The organism is Bosea sp. 29B, from assembly GCF_902506165.1.
Classification (GTDB): Bacteria; Pseudomonadota; Alphaproteobacteria; order Rhizobiales; family Beijerinckiaceae; genus Allobosea.
In genome coordinates this window covers 1995328-2012283 of the sequence record NZ_LR733817.1, presented here as the reverse complement: position 1 = coordinate 2012283, position 16956 = coordinate 1995328, and the positions used below count along the sequence as shown (strand labels likewise).

General features: G+C 67.3%; 15 protein-coding genes. 8 read left to right on the top strand and 7 right to left on the bottom strand.

Going from position 1 to position 16956, the window contains the following annotated elements; translation table 11 throughout:
* Positions 1–6 precede the first annotated feature (6 nt).
* Both GV161_RS09800 and GV161_RS09795 read left to right on the top strand, forming a co-directional pair.
* Positions 7–1446, top strand: a complete 1440-nt coding sequence (locus GV161_RS09800; protein WP_152013539.1) for a TIGR00366 family protein — start codon at positions 7–9, stop codon at positions 1444–1446.
* Between the two features lie 152 nt (positions 1447–1598).
* Positions 1599–2270 carry a 4-hydroxythreonine-4-phosphate dehydrogenase gene (locus GV161_RS09795; protein ID WP_152013538.1) on the top strand — a complete coding sequence of 224 codons (672 nt, stop codon included), beginning with the start codon at positions 1599–1601 and terminating at the stop codon, positions 2268–2270.
* Between the two features lie 114 nt (positions 2271–2384).
* Here the strand turns inward: GV161_RS09795 and GV161_RS09790 are convergent, their stop codons facing one another.
* The gene (locus tag GV161_RS09790) at positions 2385–3413 is read right to left on the bottom strand and encodes a GlxA family transcriptional regulator (RefSeq protein ID WP_152013537.1); all 1029 of its coding nucleotides are present in this window, start codon (positions 3411–3413) and stop codon (positions 2385–2387) included.
* Between the two features lie 107 nt (positions 3414–3520).
* On the opposite strand from GV161_RS09790, the gene GV161_RS09785 reads away from it, so the two are divergent.
* The 5 genes from GV161_RS09785 to GV161_RS09765 are packed head-to-tail and all read left to right on the top strand — an operon-like array spanning position 3521 to position 8323.
* Positions 3521–4564 carry an ABC transporter substrate-binding protein gene (locus GV161_RS09785; RefSeq protein WP_201303006.1) on the top strand — a complete coding sequence of 348 codons (1044 nt, stop codon included), beginning with the start codon at positions 3521–3523 and terminating at the stop codon, positions 4562–4564.
* Positions 4565–4595: 31 nt separating this feature from the next.
* Positions 4596–5651 (top strand): ABC transporter ATP-binding protein, encoded by a 1056-nt coding sequence (locus GV161_RS09780; protein WP_152013536.1) that lies wholly within the window; start codon positions 4596–4598, stop codon positions 5649–5651.
* Complete coding sequence (locus GV161_RS09775) at positions 5651–6484, top strand: ABC transporter permease (protein ID WP_152013535.1); 834 nt, start codon at positions 5651–5653, stop codon at positions 6482–6484. The genes GV161_RS09780 and GV161_RS09775 overlap by 1 nt, the downstream gene beginning before the upstream one ends.
* Before the next feature lies 1 nt (position 6485).
* Positions 6486–7274, top strand: coding sequence for an ABC transporter permease (locus GV161_RS09770; RefSeq protein ID WP_152013534.1), 789 nt, complete (start codon positions 6486–6488; stop codon positions 7272–7274).
* Positions 7275–7309: 35 nt separating this feature from the next.
* Complete coding sequence (locus tag GV161_RS09765; protein ID WP_152013533.1) at positions 7310–8323, top strand: proline racemase family protein; 1014 nt, start codon at positions 7310–7312, stop codon at positions 8321–8323.
* A 36-nt stretch (positions 8324–8359) separates the two neighbouring features.
* On the opposite strand, the gene GV161_RS09760 is transcribed toward GV161_RS09765, so the two are convergent.
* The 6 genes from GV161_RS09760 to GV161_RS09735 all read right to left on the bottom strand — a co-directional run bounded on the left by GV161_RS09760 (position 8360) and on the right by GV161_RS09735 (position 15384).
* The gene (locus GV161_RS09760; protein WP_152013532.1) at positions 8360–9226 is read right to left on the bottom strand and encodes a hydroxymethylglutaryl-CoA lyase; all 867 of its coding nucleotides are present in this window, start codon (positions 9224–9226) and stop codon (positions 8360–8362) included.
* Between the two features lie 2 nt (positions 9227–9228).
* Entirely contained in the window at positions 9229–9939 is a 711-nt protein-coding gene (locus GV161_RS09755) for an ABC transporter ATP-binding protein (protein WP_201303005.1), read from the bottom strand.
* Positions 9936–11729 (bottom strand): branched-chain amino acid ABC transporter ATP-binding protein/permease, encoded by a 1794-nt coding sequence (locus GV161_RS09750; protein WP_152013531.1) that lies wholly within the window; start codon positions 11727–11729, stop codon positions 9936–9938. The genes GV161_RS09755 and GV161_RS09750 overlap by 4 nt, the downstream gene beginning before the upstream one ends.
* The gene (locus GV161_RS09745; RefSeq protein ID WP_152013530.1) at positions 11729–12646 is read right to left on the bottom strand and encodes a branched-chain amino acid ABC transporter permease; all 918 of its coding nucleotides are present in this window, start codon (positions 12644–12646) and stop codon (positions 11729–11731) included. The genes GV161_RS09750 and GV161_RS09745 overlap by 1 nt, the downstream gene beginning before the upstream one ends.
* A gap of 157 nt (positions 12647–12803) precedes the next feature.
* Positions 12804–14006 (bottom strand): ABC transporter substrate-binding protein, encoded by a 1203-nt coding sequence (locus tag GV161_RS09740; protein WP_152013529.1) that lies wholly within the window; start codon positions 14004–14006, stop codon positions 12804–12806.
* A gap of 58 nt (positions 14007–14064) precedes the next feature.
* On the bottom strand, positions 14065–15384 hold the full coding sequence (locus GV161_RS09735) for a hydroxymethylglutaryl-CoA reductase, degradative (protein WP_152013528.1): 1320 nt from the start codon (positions 15382–15384) through the stop codon (positions 14065–14067).
* A gap of 161 nt (positions 15385–15545) precedes the next feature.
* Here GV161_RS09735 and GV161_RS09730 point away from each other — a divergent pair, with 161 nt between their 5' ends.
* Entirely contained in the window at positions 15546–16955 is a 1410-nt protein-coding gene (locus GV161_RS09730) for a PLP-dependent aminotransferase family protein (protein WP_152013527.1), read from the top strand.
* The last annotated feature ends 1 nt before the right edge of the window (position 16956 follow it).

Below are 16956 nucleotides of genomic sequence, written 5' to 3'. Positions count from 1 at the left end.
GGGACAATGACAGATACGATCCTGAATGAACGCGCGGCAGCGCCGCGCGAAGGCGTCCTCGTGCGCCTGTCGCAGGCCATGGTGGCCTTTTCTGAACGCTGGTTCCCGGACGCCTATATCTTCGTCCTGCTGGCGACCGTGGCAGTGGCGCTGGCGGCGATCGCACATGGCGGCTCGCCGGTTGCGGTCAGCACCGCCTTTGGCGAGGGCTTCTGGAGCATCATCCCCTTCACCATGCAGATGGCGCTGGTCGCCATCGGCGGCTACATCGTCGCGCTCTCGCCGCCGGTCGCGGCGCTGATGCGCCGGGCGGCCGCGGTGCCGTCGACCGGTCGCGGCGCCGTCGTCTTCGTCGGCGTGGTCAGCATCCTGCTCTCGCTGGTCAACTGGGGCGTCAGCCTGATCTTCTCCGGCCTGCTGGTGCGCGAGATCGCGCGGCGCCGCGACATCCGCCTCGATTATCGCGCCGCGGGGGCCGCCGGCTATCTCGGGCTCGGCTTCGGCTTCACCCTCGGCATCAGCTCCTCGGCGGCGCAGTTGCAGGCCAACCCGGCGAGCATCCCGCCCTCGCTGATGCCGATCACCGGCGTGATCAGCTTCTACGAGACGATCCTGACCTGGCAGAACCTGCTGGTGATCGTGGTCGGCACGCTGCTCTCGGCCGCGATCTGCTACTACACCACGCCGTCCGACGCGGCGGCCAAGACCGCCGCCGATCTCGGCGTCGACCTGACCGACGTCAAGGCCGAGCAGAAGCCGACCCGGCCGGGTGATTATCTCGAATTCAGCCCGCTCCTGACGATCCTGATCGTCGTGCTGGCGGCCGGCTGGTTCTACGAGACCTTCAAGTCCGGCAATCCGCTGATCACCATGTCGGGCCTCAATACCTACAACTTCGTCTTCCTGCTGGTCGGCGCGCTGCTGCACTGGCGGCCGCGCAGCTTCCTGGTCAGCTTCTCGCAGGCGATGCCGAGCGTCGCCGGCGTGCTGCTGCAATTCCCGTTCTACGGTGGCATCGCCTACATGCTGACGCGGGTGAAGGCCGAGGGCGCCTCGCTCTCCGACACGATCGCGCACTGGTTCGTCAGCCTCGCCAGCGATGCCAGCGTGTTCTCCTTCATCGTCGGCATCTATTCGGCAATCCTTGGCTTCTTCATCCCCTCGGCCGGCGGCAAATGGATCATCGAGGCGCCCTACATCATGAAGGCTGCCAACGAGATCGGTGCACATCTCGGCTGGACCGTGATGGTCTACAACATTGCCGAGACCCTGCCGAACTTCATCAACCCGTTCTGGATGCTGCCGCTGCTCGGCGTACTCAAGCTGAAGTCGAAGGACCTGATCGGCTACACCTCGATGCAGTTCTTCATCCACTTCCCGGTGGTGATGCTGCTCGCGGTTGCCCTGATGCACACCTTCGCTTATCGCGCGCCGGTCATGCCCTGAGCGAGCGGAGCCTCGTCGTCCCTGCCGCTACGCTCACGCGGCAGGGACGCACTCGCCGAAAGCCGCCGATGGAGTTGACGGGCGGCCGGTAGCCGCCGACCTTGCTGCAGCTGGACGAAGCGGTGTCCAGAACCGCGAGCCGGGGCAACGCCATGGCTGACCTCGATTTCATCTTCATGCTGACGCGCCACGACCGGACGGTGCCGGAGGCCGCCGGTCATGTCGCGACCGCGCTCGCAGCCGGCGTCCGCCATATCGGCTTCAAGGACGTCGGGCTGCCGCTCGCTGCACTCAGGGAGCTTGGCCGCCTGATCAAGGCCGGTGGTGCGTCGAGCTATCTCGAAGTCGTCTCGCTCGACCGCGCCAGCGAAATCATGTCGGTACGCGCCGCCATCGATCTCGGCGTCGACCATCTGCTGGGCGGGACGCATGTCGACGATGCCCTGCCGCTGCTGCGTGGCAGCGGCATCCGCTATTACCCTTTCCCCGGCGAGATCGCGGGGCATCCGAGCGTGCTGAACGGCTCGATCGACGAAATCGCTGCCAGCGCCCGCGCCCTTGCGAGCCGGGACGGCGTCGACGGGCTCGACTTGCTCGCCTATCGCTCCGGCGTCGACGTTCCCGCGCTGATGACGGCCATCTGCGGAGCTACCGACAAGCCGGTGATCGTCGCAGGCTCGATCGACCGGCCCGAGCAGATCGAAGCAGTCCGGCGGGCCGGCGCCGCCGGGTTTACCATCGGCACGTCGGCGCTCGAAGGCCGCTTTCCGGCGCGTGCAACCGCGCTGGACGTGCAGCTCGAAGCGATCGCCGCCTGTCTCTGACGGACCAGAGCATTTTCGAGCGAAGTGGGTGCCGGTTCGCGTGAAGAAAATGCGATAGAACAAAAGCTTAGAGCAGTTCTGCGATTCGCAGAAACGCGGAACTGCTCTAGTGGCTCAGGCGAGCTGCGCCTTCTGCCGCAGGGAGCGTGGGGTTTCGTGGAAGGCCGCCTTGAAGTCCCGCGAGAGATGGGCGCTGTCGGCAAAGCCCGCACCCATGGCGATGTCTGTGAGTGAGCGCCTGCTATTCAGGATCAGCCATTTCGCATAGTCGAGCCGCAGCTTGCGCTGGAAGGCCGCCGGGCTCTGGCCCAATGAGGCGCCGAACAGGCGCTCGAGCTGCCGCGGACTGACGCCGACATAGCGCGCGACGGCAGCGATCGGCGGGGGATTGTCGAGCCGCTGCTCGATGAACTGCGCGGCCTGCTGCACCCTGACGTCGAGATTGGGCGCCAGCTCGGCATAGAAATGCGCCTGCGGCATCTCGGCCGGCCGCATGTCCTGCAGCATCATGTGCCGCATCGCCTGCTGGGCCTTGTCGCGGCCGCAATGGCGCGCGACGAGATAGAGGCCGAGATCGATCGCGGCGGTCGAGCCGGCGCAGGTGATCAGGTCGCCCTCGTCGATGAAGAGCCGCTCGACCCCGGCCGAGACCTTGGGGAAGCGCTCCTTGAAGGCGTCGAGCACGTTCCAGTGCACGCAGACCCGGCGCGGTCCGGCAAGGCCGGCCCGGGCGATGGCGAAGGTGCCGGTGCAGATGCCCAGAAGACGCACGCCGGACGCCGCCGCCCGGCGCAGATAGCCGAGCAGGCTCTCGGGCAGGGCGTCGTTGAGGTAGTCGTTGCCGCCGCAGACGGCGATGTAGTCGAAGCCGGCCGGGTCGAGGAGGCCGGCGTTCGGGGTGACCGAGACGCCGCAGCTCGAACGCCGTGGCTCGCCATCGAGGCTCATCACCGTCCAGCTCGCATGCAGCTGGCGGCTGCGCCCGCCATGGTCCGCCGCCAGCCGCAGCACGTCGATCAGCCCGGAGAAGGCGGCGAGCGTGAACTGGTCGAGCAGGAGGAAGCCGATCCGCAGCCGCGAGACTGGCGTTGCCGCGGGCTGTGGCCGATCGCTGGGGGGGTGATGAAGCTGCACGTTGCTCATGTCGTGATTATTCAAATTTTGGGCCGGTGCATTCTAGTGCCTTTTGCACCCTGCGCGCCAACATGTGCTTACAGAAGCGCAAAGACGCTCGGCAGAGGAGAACGACGATGACCCGTACCGTCCGGCTGGCCACGGCCATGCTCGCCACCACCCTGCTCACCACGCCTGCCTTGGCGCAGCAGCCTTCGTCGATCACCGTCGCCTGGTATGGCGGCAACTGGGGCGACGCCTTCAAGGCTTGCGTCGCCGAGCCCTTCACCAAGGCGACCGGCATCGCCGTCAACGCCGAGATCGGCACCTCGACCGTCACCCTCGCAAAGTTGCAGCAACAGAAGGCCGCGCCGACCATCGACGTCGCCTGGATGGATGGTGGCATCAGCGAGCTAGCCCTCGCCGCCGAGGTGACCGACAATCTCGACCCGGCGGCGATCTCCAATCTCGCCAGCACCCTGCCGGAAGCGATCTACAAGAGCGGCGCGACCACCTATGCGGTCGGCACCGGCTATTATTCGCTCGGGCTCACCTACAACACCCAGAAGGTCAAGGCTGTCCCGACCTCCTGGAACGACCTCTGGAAGCCGGAGTTCGAGGACGCCGTCACGATTCCCTCGCCGGCGAATTCCTCCGGCGTGCCCTTCGTGATGTTCCTGTCGAGGATCTGGGGCCATCCGGCCGGCGATCTGTCCCCGACCTTCAAGAAGATCAAGGAACTCAAGGCCGCGCTGTTCTTCGATTCCTCGGGCGCCGCGACCAATGCCTATCAGAGCGGCGAGGCGATCATCGGCGCGCATTTCAACGTCGGCGCCTGGGACCTCGCTGACAAGGGCCTGCCGATCGGCTTCGTCGTGCCGAAGGAAGGCGCCTGGGCGACCGATGCCCGCCTGCATCTGGTCAAGGGCACCTCGAAGAAGGACGCTGCCGCCAAGTTCATCAACCAGGCGCTGACGCCGGACGCTTCCGGCTGCCTCGCCGAGAAGCTCTATCTCGGCCCGTCCGTGAAGAACGTCACGGTCAAGCCCGAGACCGCCCGCAAGCTGCCCTGGGGCGAGACCGGCTCGGTGAAGAACCTGCAATTGTTCGACTGGGCCGAGATCAACGGCCTGCGCTCGCGCGTCGTCGACGAGTGGAACCGGCAGATCGCCCGCAAGTGATCGCACGGCAACGAGCATCGCGAGCCGCAGCATGAGCCCCATCCTCGCCATAGACGGCCTGTCCAAGCATTTCGGCGGACAGCCGGCGCTGACGGCGATCGATCTCGCCGTCGAGCAGGGCGAGTTCATCGCCCTGCTGGGGCCATCGGGCTGCGGCAAGACCACGCTGCTGCGCTGCATCGCCGGTTTCCTGACGCCGGAGGCTGGCACGGTCAGGCTGGCGGGCGAGGATGTGACGCGGCTGCCGCCCTATCGGCGCCCGCTCAACACGGTGTTCCAGAACTACGCGCTCTTCCCGCATATGAGTGTCGCCGAGAACGTCGCCTACGGGCCGCGCCGGCAAGGCACACCGAAGAATGAGGCGGGCAAGCGCGCCGCCGAAGCGCTGGAGCTCGTCGGCCTTTCCGGTTTTGGCGAACGCCTGCCGGCCCAGCTTTCCGGCGGCCAGCAGCAGCGCGTCGCTCTGGCGCGGGCCATCGTCAACCGGCCGCAATTGCTGCTGCTCGATGAGCCCCTGAGCGCGCTCGATCTCAAGCTGCGCAAGAAGGTCCAGAGCGAACTCAAGCAGATCCAGCACCAGCTCGGCATCGCCTTCCTGTTCGTGACACACGACCAGGAGGAGGCGATGACCATGGCCGACCGGATCGTGCTGATGAATCGCGGCCGCATCGAGCAGATCGGCCGCGGCCAGGACATCTATGCCCGACCGGCGACCCGCTTCGCCGCCGACTTCATCGGCGACGCCAACCTGCTCGCGGTCAACAGGCGCGGTGACGGCGGCTTCTCGTTGCTCAATGGTGCGATCACCCTTTCTACCTCCGATGCACCACATGGGGCTCTCACCGGTGTGCTGCGGCCGGAGGATATCCTCGTCACGGCCGAACCCGTCGCCGAGCGCCTCGCTCTGCCGGCCATCGTCTCCGACATCGTCCATGTCGGCAGCCATGCCTCTGTGGCGCTGACCGTCGGCGGCACCACGCTGACCGGCCGGCTCGCCCCGTCCGCTCTGGCCGGCCTGAGCGTCGGCCAGCCGGTCTTCGCCAATATCCGCCTCTCGGACCTGCGTCTCGTGCCGGGGGATGCGTGATGAGCGGAAGGCTGAGCCCGGTCCTGCTGCTCTGCGCCCTGCCAGCGGCCTTCTTCGTCGCCTTCTTCCTGGCGCCGATGGCGGTCGTCCTGATCGCGAGCCTGACGACGGCGGCCGGCCAGCCGACCTTCGCGCATTACGTCCGCATCCTCGCCGACGCCTATCACTGGGATGTGCTCTGGGTGACCTTCCGGATAGGGGCGCTGACCACGCTGGTCTGCGTGCTGATCGGCTACCCGCTCGCCTGGTATCTCGTCCGCATCGTCAAATGGCGGCCCTGGCGCCGGTTCTGCGTGATCCTGCTGGTCGTGCCGCTGTTCACCAGCAACATCGTGCGCTCTTTCGGCTGGATGGTGCTGCTCGGCCGCAATGGCCTCGTCAATGACGGGCTGATCGGTCTCGGCCTGATAGAGCGGCCGATGCGCTTCCTCGGCACCGAGCTCGGCATCCTGATCGGCCTCGTCTACATCCTCCTGCCCTTCATCGTGCTCGCAGTAGGCAATGCGCTCGCCAAGGTCGATCCGGCGCTGGAGCACGCCTCCGCCGATCTCGGCGCGACGCCCGCCGGCACCTTCCGCACCATCATCTTCCCGCTCAGCCTGCCCGGTCTGATGGCCGGGGCCGTCATGGTCTTCATGCTGGCCGTCAGCGCCTATGTCACGCCGGCGCTGCTCAGCGGCGGGCGGATCACCGTCTTCTCGATGCTGATCTTCCAGCAATACAGCTCTGTCTTCGACTTCAACTATGGCGGTGCGCTCAGCATCACCATGCTGGTGCTGACGCTGGCGCTCGTCGCCATCGCCGGACGGCTCAGTGAGCCGAGGAGGGCCTGAGATGGTGTCAGCTCTCGTCCGCATCGTCTCCCTCGCCGCGCTCGCCTATCTCGCTTTGCCGCTCGTCGTCCTCGTCGGGGCCTCGCTGACCACGACCAGCTTCCTCGCCTTCCCGCCGCAGGGGCTCACCCTCGCCTGGTACGGCAAGATGCTGGGCGATCCGTCCTATGTCTCGGCCTTCCTGATCAGCACGCTGCTCGCGGTCGCTGCGACCGTCGTCGCGGTTGTGCTGGCGGTGCCGGCGGCGATCGCGATCGCCCGCTACCGCTTCACCGGTCGCGGCCTGCTTTCGGAAACGCTGATGTCGCCGCTGATCCTGCCGCATGTCGTGCTCGGCGCGGCGCTGCTGCAATACGGTAGCGCGATCGGCCTCGTCCGCAGCTTTCCGGCGCTGCTGGTCGGGCATGTCGTGATCATCATGCCCTTCGTGCTGCGCGCCGTGCTGCCGCAGCTCAGCGAAGACCAGCGCAGCCTAGAAGAGGCGTCGGCCGATCTCGGCGCCCGGCCTCTCACGACGTTCTTTCTGGTGACCTTGCCGCAGATTCGCAGCGGGCTCGTTAGCGGCGCGATCTTCGCCTTCATCGCCTCCTGGATCAATGTCGAGCTCAGCATCTTCAACACGACGGCCGAGCTGACCACGATCCCGGTCAAGCTGTTCAATTACGTCCAGTACACGATCGACCCGACCATCGCCGCGGTCTCCGGCCTGACCATCATCGTCGCCGCCATCGTGATCGTACTGCTCGACCTCACCATCGGCCTCGACGTGCTCTCCGAGAGACGCCGATAGCCCTGTCTACCAACTGTTTTCCCAAGGAGCGGACCATGCGCCAGCAGAATGTCTTCGACGTCGTCTACACGCATACCGAGGGTGAACCCCTCTGCATCATCCATAGCGGGATTCCGTACCCCGCCGGATCGAGCATCCTGGAGAAGCGCCGCTTCCTCGAGGAGAACTACGACTGGCTGCGCTGCGCCCTGATGCGCGAGCCGCGCGGCCACAAGGACATGTTCGGCGTGTTCCTGACGCCGCCGTCGAGCCCGGACTACGATGCCGGCCTGATCTATATCGACGGCACCCAGTACTCCCATATGTGCGGCCACGGCACGATCGCGGTCGGCATGGCGATGGTCGCGCTCGGCCTCGTCCGGCGCGGCGAGAACGGCCGCACCACCATCCGCTTCGAGACCACCGCCGGGCTGGTCACCGCCGAGGTCGCCAATGACGGTCCCGACGTGGTCTGGACCCGCTTCGAGAACGTGCCGGCCTATGTCGCGGCGCAGGACGTGCCGTTCGACCTGCCGGGCGTCGGCTCGCTCAAGGCCGACATCGTCTGGGGCGGCAATTATTTCGGGATCATCGACCTGCGCGGCACCTCGCTCCGGATCTCGCCGGAGAACGGCTCCGAGCTGTCCCGCCTCGGCATCATCGCCCGCGAGCAGCTTCGCCAGAAGGTCGCGATCCAGCACCCGGCCTCGGCGCATATCAACAACTTCAACTTCGTCACCTTCTGGCACGAGCCGACGATCGAGGGCGCCTTCTACAAGAACGTCCATGTCTTCTCGGCCGGCCAGCTCGATCGCTCGCCCGGCGGGACCGGCACCAGCGCGATGATGGCGATGTACGAGGCGCGCGGCCTGATGAAGCTGCACCAGCCGATCCGCTCGGAAGGCCTGCTCGGCTCCGGCACCTTCGAAGGTTGCCTGATCGGCGAAACCAGCCTGAACGGCACGCGCGCCGTGCGCCCCACCGTCAAGGGCACTGCCGGCCTGCTCGGCACCGCACGCTGGACGATCAACCGCGACGATCCGGTCGACGCCGGCTTCCTCGTCGCCTGATCAGGCCTCCTGGCGGGGCGGCGTCAGGCCGCCCTGCTATGGTGCTGCAGCTGCTCGGCGGCCGGCGATCCATGCCGCTGTCGCTTCCAGGCGAGCGCGGTCGATCCCGGTCGCGATGCCCTGGGCCTCGAAATGCGCGACCAGTCGCTCGGTCGCGAGATTGCCGGCCGCCCCGGGTGCATAGGGGCAGCCACCGAGACCGCCAACCGAGCCGTCGAAGACACGCAAGCCCAGCTCCCAGGCCGCCGCGACATTGGCGATGGCCTGGCCGGAGGTGTCGTGGAAATGCCCGGCCAACATGGCAGCCGGCGCCCGTCGCAGCGCCGCCTCGACCATAGTCGCCGTGCGCTCCGGCGTGCCGCGACCGAGCGTGTCTGACAGGGCGATCTCGCTGCAGCCGAGCGCGAGCAGTTCGGCCGTGACCGTTGCCACTGCCTCGGGCGCGATCTTTCCTTCATAGGGGCAGTCGAGCGCGCAGGAGACATAGCCGCGCACGGCCACGCCGGCGCGCTCGGCTAGCGCCATCACCGGCCGGAAGCGCTCGATGCTCTCGGCGATCAAGCAATTGGTGTTCTTCCGGCAGAAGCTCTCCGACGCCGCGGTGAATACGGCGAGCGCCTGCGCGCCGGCGGCGAGCGCGGCCTCGGCGCCTTTCTCATTGGGGACCAGGGCGGAATAGCTCACGCCTTGCCGGCGGCCGACGCCGCGCATCACCGCCTCGTGGTCGGCCATCTGCGGCACCCAGCGCGGCGAGACGAAAGCGGTCGCCTCGATCCGGGAAAGCCCGGCATCGGCGAGCATGCCGATCAGCGCCAGCTTCTCCGCGGTCGCGATCTCGGCCGTCTCGTTCTGCAAGCCATCGCGCGGGCCGACCTCGACGATGGTGACGCTGTCGCCTGCCATCGTCAGGCGCCGAGATAGGCCGAGCGCACGCGCTCGTCGCGCAGCAGCTCGGCACCGGTGCCTTCGAGCGTGATCGTGCCGGTCTCGATGACATAGGCGCGGTCGGCGATGGCGAGCGCCTGATTGGCCATCTGCTCGACCAGCAGGATCGTCATGCCCTCCTCGCGCAGCCGGCGGATCACGGCGAAGACCTCGCGCACGATCAGCGGCGCGAGGCCAAGCGAGGGTTCGTCGAGCAGGAGCAGCTTCGGCCGCGCCATCAGGGCGCGAGCGATCGCCAGCATCTGCTGCTCGCCGCCGGAGAGCGTTCCGGCGAGTTGGTCCTGCCGCTCGGCGAGGCGCGGGAAGACGGCGAAATAGCGCTCAACATCGCTGGCGATGCCATCCTCGTCGCGGCGCGCATAGGCGCCCAGCACAAGATTGTCGCGCACGCTCTGGTCGCCGAAGACCAAGCGCCCCTCCGGTGAGTGACCGATGCCGAGGCGGACGCAGTCGTGGCCCTTGATGCCGGTGATGTCGTTGCCCTCGAAGCGGATCGAGCCGTTGGCGACCTTCACCAACCCACCGATCGCCCGCATCAGCGTCGACTTGCCGGCCCCGTTGCCGCCGATCAGCGTGACGACCTCGCCCTGGCCGACCTGCAGCGAGATGCCCTTCAGCGCCTCGACAGCGCCATAGCGGACTTTCAGACCTTCGATCGCGAGCATGGTCATGCGGCGTCTCCGGTCACGGCGGCATCATCGTCAGCGCCGAGATAGGCGGCGATGACCTTGGGATTCTGCCGGATCGCCTCCGGCCGCCCCTCGGCGATCAGCGCGCCATAGTCGAGCACCAGCACATGCTGCGAGATGCCCATGACGAGGTCCATATGGTGCTCGATCAGCAGCACGGTGACGCCGGCCTGCTGGATGCGGCGGATGACCTCGCCGAGCTCATGCGTCTCCTGTGGGTTCAGGCCGGCCGCTGGCTCGTCGAGCAGCAGCAATTTGGGCTTTGAGGCAAGCGCGCGGGCGATCTCGAGCCGCCGCTGCAGGCCGTAAGGCAGGCTCTTTGCCGGCTCATAGGCGCGCTCGCCGAGGCCAAGATCAGCAAGCAGCGCCAGTGCGTCGGCGCGGGCGGTGGCCTCCGCCTGTCGACTCGACGGCAGACCGAGCAGCGAGGCGGCGAAGCCGGTCTCGATATGGCGATGCGCGCCGAGCAGGACATTGTCGAGCGCCGAAAGCTCGCCGAACAGCTTGAGGTTCTGGAAGGTGCGGGCGATGCCGAGCGAGGCGACGCGATGCGCCGGCCAGCCGGCGATCTCCGGACCCTCGAAGCGGATCGAGCCGCTGCCCGGCGCGACATGGCCGGAGAGCAGGTTGAGCAGCGTCGTCTTGCCGGCGCCGTTCGGGCCGATCAGCGCATGGACCTTGCCGGCGCTGATCGTGAAGGAGACGTTGCGCACCGGCACGATGCCGCCATAGGCCTTGTAGAGGTCCTTGACGACGAGGATCTCGCCGCCGGCCGCCGCTGTGGACGTCGCCGCCAGAGCGCTATGGCCGAGGACCGCTGGCGGAAACACTTTCCCCTGCCGCCAGCGCGCAGCGAGGCCGGAGACCGCCCCGGCGATGCCATTCGGCATCAGATAGAGCGAGAACAGCAGCAGCGCGCCATAGCTGAAGTGCTGCAAGGCCGGCCAACGCGCCAGCCAGGCGTCGAGCAGGGTCAGGATCACCGCTCCGAAGAGCGGCCCGTAGAGCGAGCCCGAGCCGCCGAAAATCACCACGACCAGCAGGAAGATCGACAGGTTGAAGGTGATGAAGTCCGAATTGAAATACTGGTTCTGCTGCGCGACCACGGCGCCGGCGAGGGCGCAGGTCACGGCCGAGATGACGAAGGCCAGTGTCTTGGCCCGCACCACGGAGATGCCGACGGATTGCGCTGCCGGCTCGGCCATCTGCACGCCAAGGAAGGCGCGGCCATAGCGGCCGGCGAGCAGCGAGCGCAGCGTGAGATGGGTGGCGAGGCAGAGCGTGCCGACGAACCAGACCCAGTGCATATTGGTGAAGCTGACACCGGCGAACGAGGGCGCGCTGATGCCGTAGAAGCCGGCCTGGCCCTTGAAGATGTCGGTCCATTCCGTGACGATCTTCTCGACGACGATGCCGAAGCCGATCGTCACCATGGCAAGGCTGGGGCCCGAGACGCGCACCGAAGGCATGGCGATGACCAGGCCGAAGACCGCGCCGAAGCCGCAGGCCAAGAGCAGCGACAGCCAGGGCGAGAGCCCCCATTCGATATTGGCGATCGCCGCCGTATAGGCGCCGACCGCGAAGAGGCCGGCATGGCCCAGCGATTTCTGGCCGGCATAGCCGACGAGCACGTTGAGGCCGGCGGCGGCGAGATAGTTCACTCCGATCGTGAACAGGATCTGCAGGTAGAAATCGTTGAAGCCGAACAGGGGCACGAGCGCGAGGGCCACTGCCAGCGCCGCCACCCCGATGGCATGGGCGAGCGCCGGCATCAGATCTTCTCTACGCTGCGCGCGCCCATCAGCCCGCTCGGGCGGACGACGAGGACGATGATGATCAGCAGGAAGATGGTGATCTCGCGCATCTCGGCGCGCCAGAGCCCGACCAGCGCCTCGACGATCCCGAGCAGGAAGCCGCCGAGCATGCAGCCGCGCGGGCTGGTCAGGCCGCCGACGATCGCGGCCGAGAAGGCCTTCAGCGCGATGCCGAGGCCGATGAAGACGGAGGCCGTGGTGATCGGCGCGATCAGGATGCCGGCGAGCCCGGCCAGTGCCGAGGAGATGACGAAGGCGAGGATCACGATCGTCTCGACATTGATGCCGACGATCGCTGCCGCCTGCGGGTTGAAGGCGACGGCCCGCAGCGCCTTGCCGAAACGCGTCTTGCGCAGGACGATGTCGAGCCCGACCATGACGGCGACCGCGACCACGGCGATCAGCACCTCCTGTGGCCGGATACCGGCGCCGGCGATGCGCCAAACCTCGGAGCCGAGTGGCGAGGGCACTGCGATCGAGGCCGGGCCCCAGATCGCCAGCGCGGTGTTCTGCATGATGATGCCGAAGCCGATCGTGCTCAGCACCCAGTTGAGGCCACCGGCCCCGACGAAGGGCTTGATCGCGCAGTAATAGAGCGCGATGCCGATCGCGCCGACCACGACGACACTGGCGATCGTCGCCAGCACATAAGCCGTCATCGTCATCTCGGCCTGGGTCAGATTGCCGAAATGCGGCTTGCCCGCCGCCAGCAGCAGCAGGGAGACGCCGACCAGGCTGCCCGGCACGAGGAAGGCGCCCTGGCCGAAATTGAAGGTCTTGGTCGTGGCGTAGGTGATGTTGAAGCCGAGCGCGATCAGCCCGTAGATCGCGCCCAGCGCCAAGCCGCTGGCCAGAGCCTGAAGGAATGCCGTCATCGTCTCTCCGCCATGACCAGCCAAAGCCGCTCCGGCCTCGTCATGCTCGCCCTTGTGGCGAGCATCCACGTCTTGAACACCGCGTTCGATCGATCAAGCGAAGACATGGATGGTCGGCACGAGGCCGACCATGACGGGCGGAAGCCCGATGGAGACGTCAGCGCTTCAGATCAGCCGCCGTCAGGCCCTTGACCACGGCGTCGTCGAGCTTGACCACCCGGCCGTCCTTCCACTGCGCGAGGTGGAAGTCGGCGACGCCGAGCGCCTCGTGCTGCTCCTTGCTGAAGGGCTTCTCGTATTTCTTGATGATGCCCTGCACCGCGCCGAGATTCTCCAGCGCCGCCTGCAGCTTCGGGCCGTCGGTGCCCTCAGCCTGCTTGATCGCGGCGGCGATCAGCATCACTGCGTCATAGCCCTGCGCAGCCGAGACGAAGGCCGGCATGTTCGGATGCTTGGCGACGAGGCGCTTGTGCAGCGCTGCGGCCCGGTCGCTGGCATCCTCGGTGGTCGAGGCGGCGAAGACGGTCTTCTCGGCGAGCTTGGGACCGGCGATGTTGACCAGCGGCGTGTTGATCGAGCCCCAGGTCGAGAGCAGGCCGGGATAGTAGTCCATCTTCTCCATGCTCTTCAGCACCTGCGCGGTCGCATCCGCCAGCGAGCCGGTGATGATCATGTCGGCGCCGGCCGCCTTCAGCTTGGCGAGCTGCGAGGTCATGTCGGTGTCCTTCGGCCCGAACTTCTCGATGCCGACCGGCTTGATGCCGTGCAGGGTCAGGATTTCCTGCAGGTCCTTGGTCGCCGCCTGGCCGTAGCCGGTGGTATCGGCGATGATCGCGATGTTCTTGCTCTTCGACGCTTTGACCGCATAGGCGGCGAGCAGGGCAAGCTGCTCGCGATCGACCATCGACACCCGGAAGATGTAGTTCTGCGGCTCCTTGGCATAGCGGGCGGTGATGTCGGTCGCGGTCGCGACATGCGAGATCACCGGCACCTTCTTCTGCTGTGGGATGTGCAGCCAAGCCAGCGCATTGCCCGAGTTGGTCGGGCCGACCACGGCTGCGACCTTCTCGTTGTCGATCAGCTCGTTCATGTTCTGGATCGACTTCGGCGGCGCGCCGGCATCGTCACGGACCACGCCGACGACCTTGCGGCCGAGGACGCCGCCCTGGGCGTTGAGGTCGTCGATCGCGGCCTGGAAGCCGTAGAGGCCGGACAGGCCGAGCTCGGCCGCGCCAGAGGCCGACTGGTCGGCGTTGTAGCCGATCTTGATCTCGTTCTGTGCGTAAGCCGGCAGCGACAGCGCCATGCCGGCCGAGACCAGCAGGGCACCGAGCGTGCGGCGGGTGATGCGATTGTCCATGAACGTTCCTCCGGTTGTCGTCCGCTTGCTGCGGTTCTGTGGTGAATCCTGGAAAAGGTCAGCCCTTGCGCCGCTCGGCGAGAAGCTCGCGCGCCCGGTCGACGCGGACGTCGTGGGTGCGGGCGAGCTCGGCGGCGATCACCTCGATCTCGGCGCCCTCCGCGCCGGCGACGATGGCGATGTTGCGGGCGTGCAGGGCCATATGGCCGCGCTGGATGCCTTCGGTCGCGAGCGCCCTGAGCGCCGCCATGTTCTGGGCGAGGCCGACGGCGACGGTGACCTCGGCCAGCTCCTGCGCGCTGGTGACGCCGAGCAGGCGCAGCGCCCATTGCGCCAGCGGATGGGTCTTGGTCGCGCCGCCGACGAGGCCAAGCGCCATCGGCATCTCGATCGAGCCGACGAGATTGCCGTCGCGATCCTCTTCCCAGGTCGTCAGCGAGGTGTAGCGCCCGCTTCGGGCGGCATAGGCATGGGCCCCGGCCTCGATCGCGCGCCAGTCATTGCCGGTCGCGACCACGACGGGGTCGATGCCGTTCATGATGCCCTTGTTGTGGGTGGTGGCGCGGTAGGGGTCGATCGCGGCGAAGGTATAGGCGTCGAGCATGCCGTCGATCATGCGCCGGCCCGAGAACTCCTTGGTCGCCAGCGCCGCCTCGGGGACGGTGACGCTGGCGCGCGCCAGCCGGAGATCGGCGAGGTTGGACAGGATGCGCAGGCGCACAGTGCCGCCGGTGATGCGCTCGACGATCGGCGCCACCGTCTCGGCCATGGTGTTGACGGTGTTGGCGCCCATCGCATCGCGGACGTCGACGAGCAGGTGCATCACCACGATCGGCCCGCGCGGTGTCTGCGGGAAGACGTGGACCTCGATGCCCTGGCAGCCGCCGCCGAGCGAGACCAGCACCTTGTCCCTGGCATTGGCGGCGGCGACGATCTCGGCCTGCGCCGCCAGCAGCTTGTGGCGCGCGCCCTCGGGATCGCCGACGCCGAGCAGCTGGACCTGCGCCCGCATGATCGGCCGGTCGCTCGAGGTGCGGAAGCCGCCGGAGCCGCGGGCGATCCGGGCCATATAGGAAGCGGCGGCCACCACCGACGGTTCCTCGACGGCCATGGGGATCAGATAGTCCTTGCCGTTGACGGTGAAGTTGGTGGCGATGCCGAGCGGCAGTTCGAAGGTGCCGACGACGTTCTCGATCATGCCGTTGGCGAGGGTGAGCGGCAGTGCGCCGGGCCGCGCCAGCAAGGCGCGATCGGCATCGGACAGCCCGGCCGCCGCGACAGCCTGTTCCAGCCGCTCGGCGCAGCTCAGATTGCGATAGTTCTCGATGCGCGAATTCACCTCGCGCCCGGCGGCGCTGTGCGCCTCGGCCGTCACCATGTCGTGTCCTCCCCAGCCGGGGTTTTTCATGCACCGCGCGATCAGCATCGGCGCTTCTTCGGTTGACAAGCTCGGACAATCGCCGGAGAGCGGCAAGGCACAATTTCCGCAATGTCCCATTCTCTGTACTAGTGAATTGACTGGTACAGATGCGAGGCTTGATGGACGAGCAGGTCGACAGCAACCGTACCGGCGCGATCGTCGCCCGGATCAGCCGGATGATCGACGAGGGGCTGCTGCAGCCCGGCCGGCGCATGGCCTCGCTGCGGCTGGCGGCCGGCGAATACGGCGTCTCCAAGAACACCATGGTCGAGGTCTATGATCGGCTCGTCGCCAGCGGCCGGCTCGAGGCCCGGCGAGGCGCCGGCTTCTATGTCCGCGCGCCGGGGCTGCGGCCGAGCGAGGCGCCGCCGCCGCATATGAGCGAGGCGATCGACATCGTCTCGCTGCTGCGCGAACAGCTCTGTCAGGTCCATCCCGTGCGCGTCGGCGATGGCCGCCCGCCGCGCTCCTGGATGGAGGATTCCGAGCTCGGGCGGCATCTGCGCGTCCGCAGCGGCAAGGGCGACCTGCCGATCGAGCACGGCTATGGTGATCCGGTCGGCTATGCGCCCTTACGCACCCAGATCGGGCTGATGCTGGCCGAGCGCTCGATCCAGGTCTCGCCGGCGCAGATCCTGATGACTTTCGGCGCCAATCACGCGCTCGACCTGATCATCCGCCAGCTGCTGCAGCCCGGCGATACCGTCCTGGTCGACAGCCCCGGCTATTATCCGCTCTTTGGCAAGCTGAAGCTTGCCCGCATCGAGATGGCCGGCGTCCGGCGGCTGCCGGACGGGCCGGACCTCGACGACCTTGCCGCGCAGATCGCGCGGCACCGGCCGAAGGTGTTCTTCACCCAGTCGCTGGCACATAACCCGACTGGCGGCTCGATCGCCCTGCCGATCGCCCATCGCCTGCTGCAGCTCGCCGCCCAGCACGATCTGATCATCGTCGAGGACGATCCCTTCGCCGACGTGATGCCGGCGAGCGCGCCGCGGCTCGCTGCGCTCGATCAATTGGAGCGCGTGATCTATCTCGGCACCTTCTCCAAGACGCTCTCGGCCAGTCTGCGCATCGGCTATGTCGCCGCGAGCCCGGCGCTCGCCCGCTCGCTCGGCGACATGAAGATGCTGACCGTGGTCAACTCCTCGGGCTATCTGGAGCGGCTGGTCAGCGACCTGATCGCCAGCGGCCAGTATCGCCACCACCTCAAGCGCCTGCGGGAGCGGATCGGCAAGGCAACTCGCACTGCCTTCGCCGGCCTGGAGCGCCTCGGCCTGCCAATCTTCTCGCGCCAGGGCGGCGGCTATTATCTCTGGGTCGGCTTGCCGCCGGGCCTCGACGACCTGGCGCTGGCGCGCCGGGCCTCGGAGCAGGGCATCTTCATCGCGCCCGGCACGGTCTTCATGCCGGAGCGGCACCAGCCCGAAGGCGATGAAAAAACGGCCGGCATGCGGGTCAATGTCGCCTACGCCGACGATCCCGCCTTCATGGCCTTCCTCCAGGCCGAGTTGGCAGGCGCTTCCTAGC

Coding starts and splice junctions, on each gene's coding strand:
- GV161_RS09800 (WP_152013539.1), top strand. CDS start 7: ATGACAGATACGATCCTGAATGAACGCGCGGCAGCGCCGCGCGAAGGC.
- GV161_RS09795 (WP_152013538.1), top strand. CDS start 1,599: ATGGCTGACCTCGATTTCATCTTCATGCTGACGCGCCACGACCGGACG.
- GV161_RS09790 (WP_152013537.1), bottom strand. CDS start 3,413: ATGAGCAACGTGCAGCTTCATCACCCCCCCAGCGATCGGCCACAGCCC.
- GV161_RS09785 (WP_201303006.1), top strand. CDS start 3,521: ATGACCCGTACCGTCCGGCTGGCCACGGCCATGCTCGCCACCACCCTG.
- GV161_RS09780 (WP_152013536.1), top strand. CDS start 4,596: ATGAGCCCCATCCTCGCCATAGACGGCCTGTCCAAGCATTTCGGCGGA.
- GV161_RS09775 (WP_152013535.1), top strand. CDS start 5,651: ATGAGCGGAAGGCTGAGCCCGGTCCTGCTGCTCTGCGCCCTGCCAGCG.
- GV161_RS09770 (WP_152013534.1), top strand. CDS start 6,486: ATGGTGTCAGCTCTCGTCCGCATCGTCTCCCTCGCCGCGCTCGCCTAT.
- GV161_RS09765 (WP_152013533.1), top strand. CDS start 7,310: ATGCGCCAGCAGAATGTCTTCGACGTCGTCTACACGCATACCGAGGGT.
- GV161_RS09760 (WP_152013532.1), bottom strand. CDS start 9,226: ATGGCAGGCGACAGCGTCACCATCGTCGAGGTCGGCCCGCGCGATGGC.
- GV161_RS09755 (WP_201303005.1), bottom strand. CDS start 9,939: ATGACCATGCTCGCGATCGAAGGTCTGAAAGTCCGCTATGGCGCTGTC.
- GV161_RS09750 (WP_152013531.1), bottom strand. CDS start 11,729: ATGCCGGCGCTCGCCCATGCCATCGGGGTGGCGGCGCTGGCAGTGGCC.
- GV161_RS09745 (WP_152013530.1), bottom strand. CDS start 12,646: ATGACGGCATTCCTTCAGGCTCTGGCCAGCGGCTTGGCGCTGGGCGCG.
- GV161_RS09740 (WP_152013529.1), bottom strand. CDS start 14,006: ATGGACAATCGCATCACCCGCCGCACGCTCGGTGCCCTGCTGGTCTCG.
- GV161_RS09735 (WP_152013528.1), bottom strand. CDS start 15,384: ATGGTGACGGCCGAGGCGCACAGCGCCGCCGGGCGCGAGGTGAATTCG.
- GV161_RS09730 (WP_152013527.1), top strand. CDS start 15,546: ATGGACGAGCAGGTCGACAGCAACCGTACCGGCGCGATCGTCGCCCGG.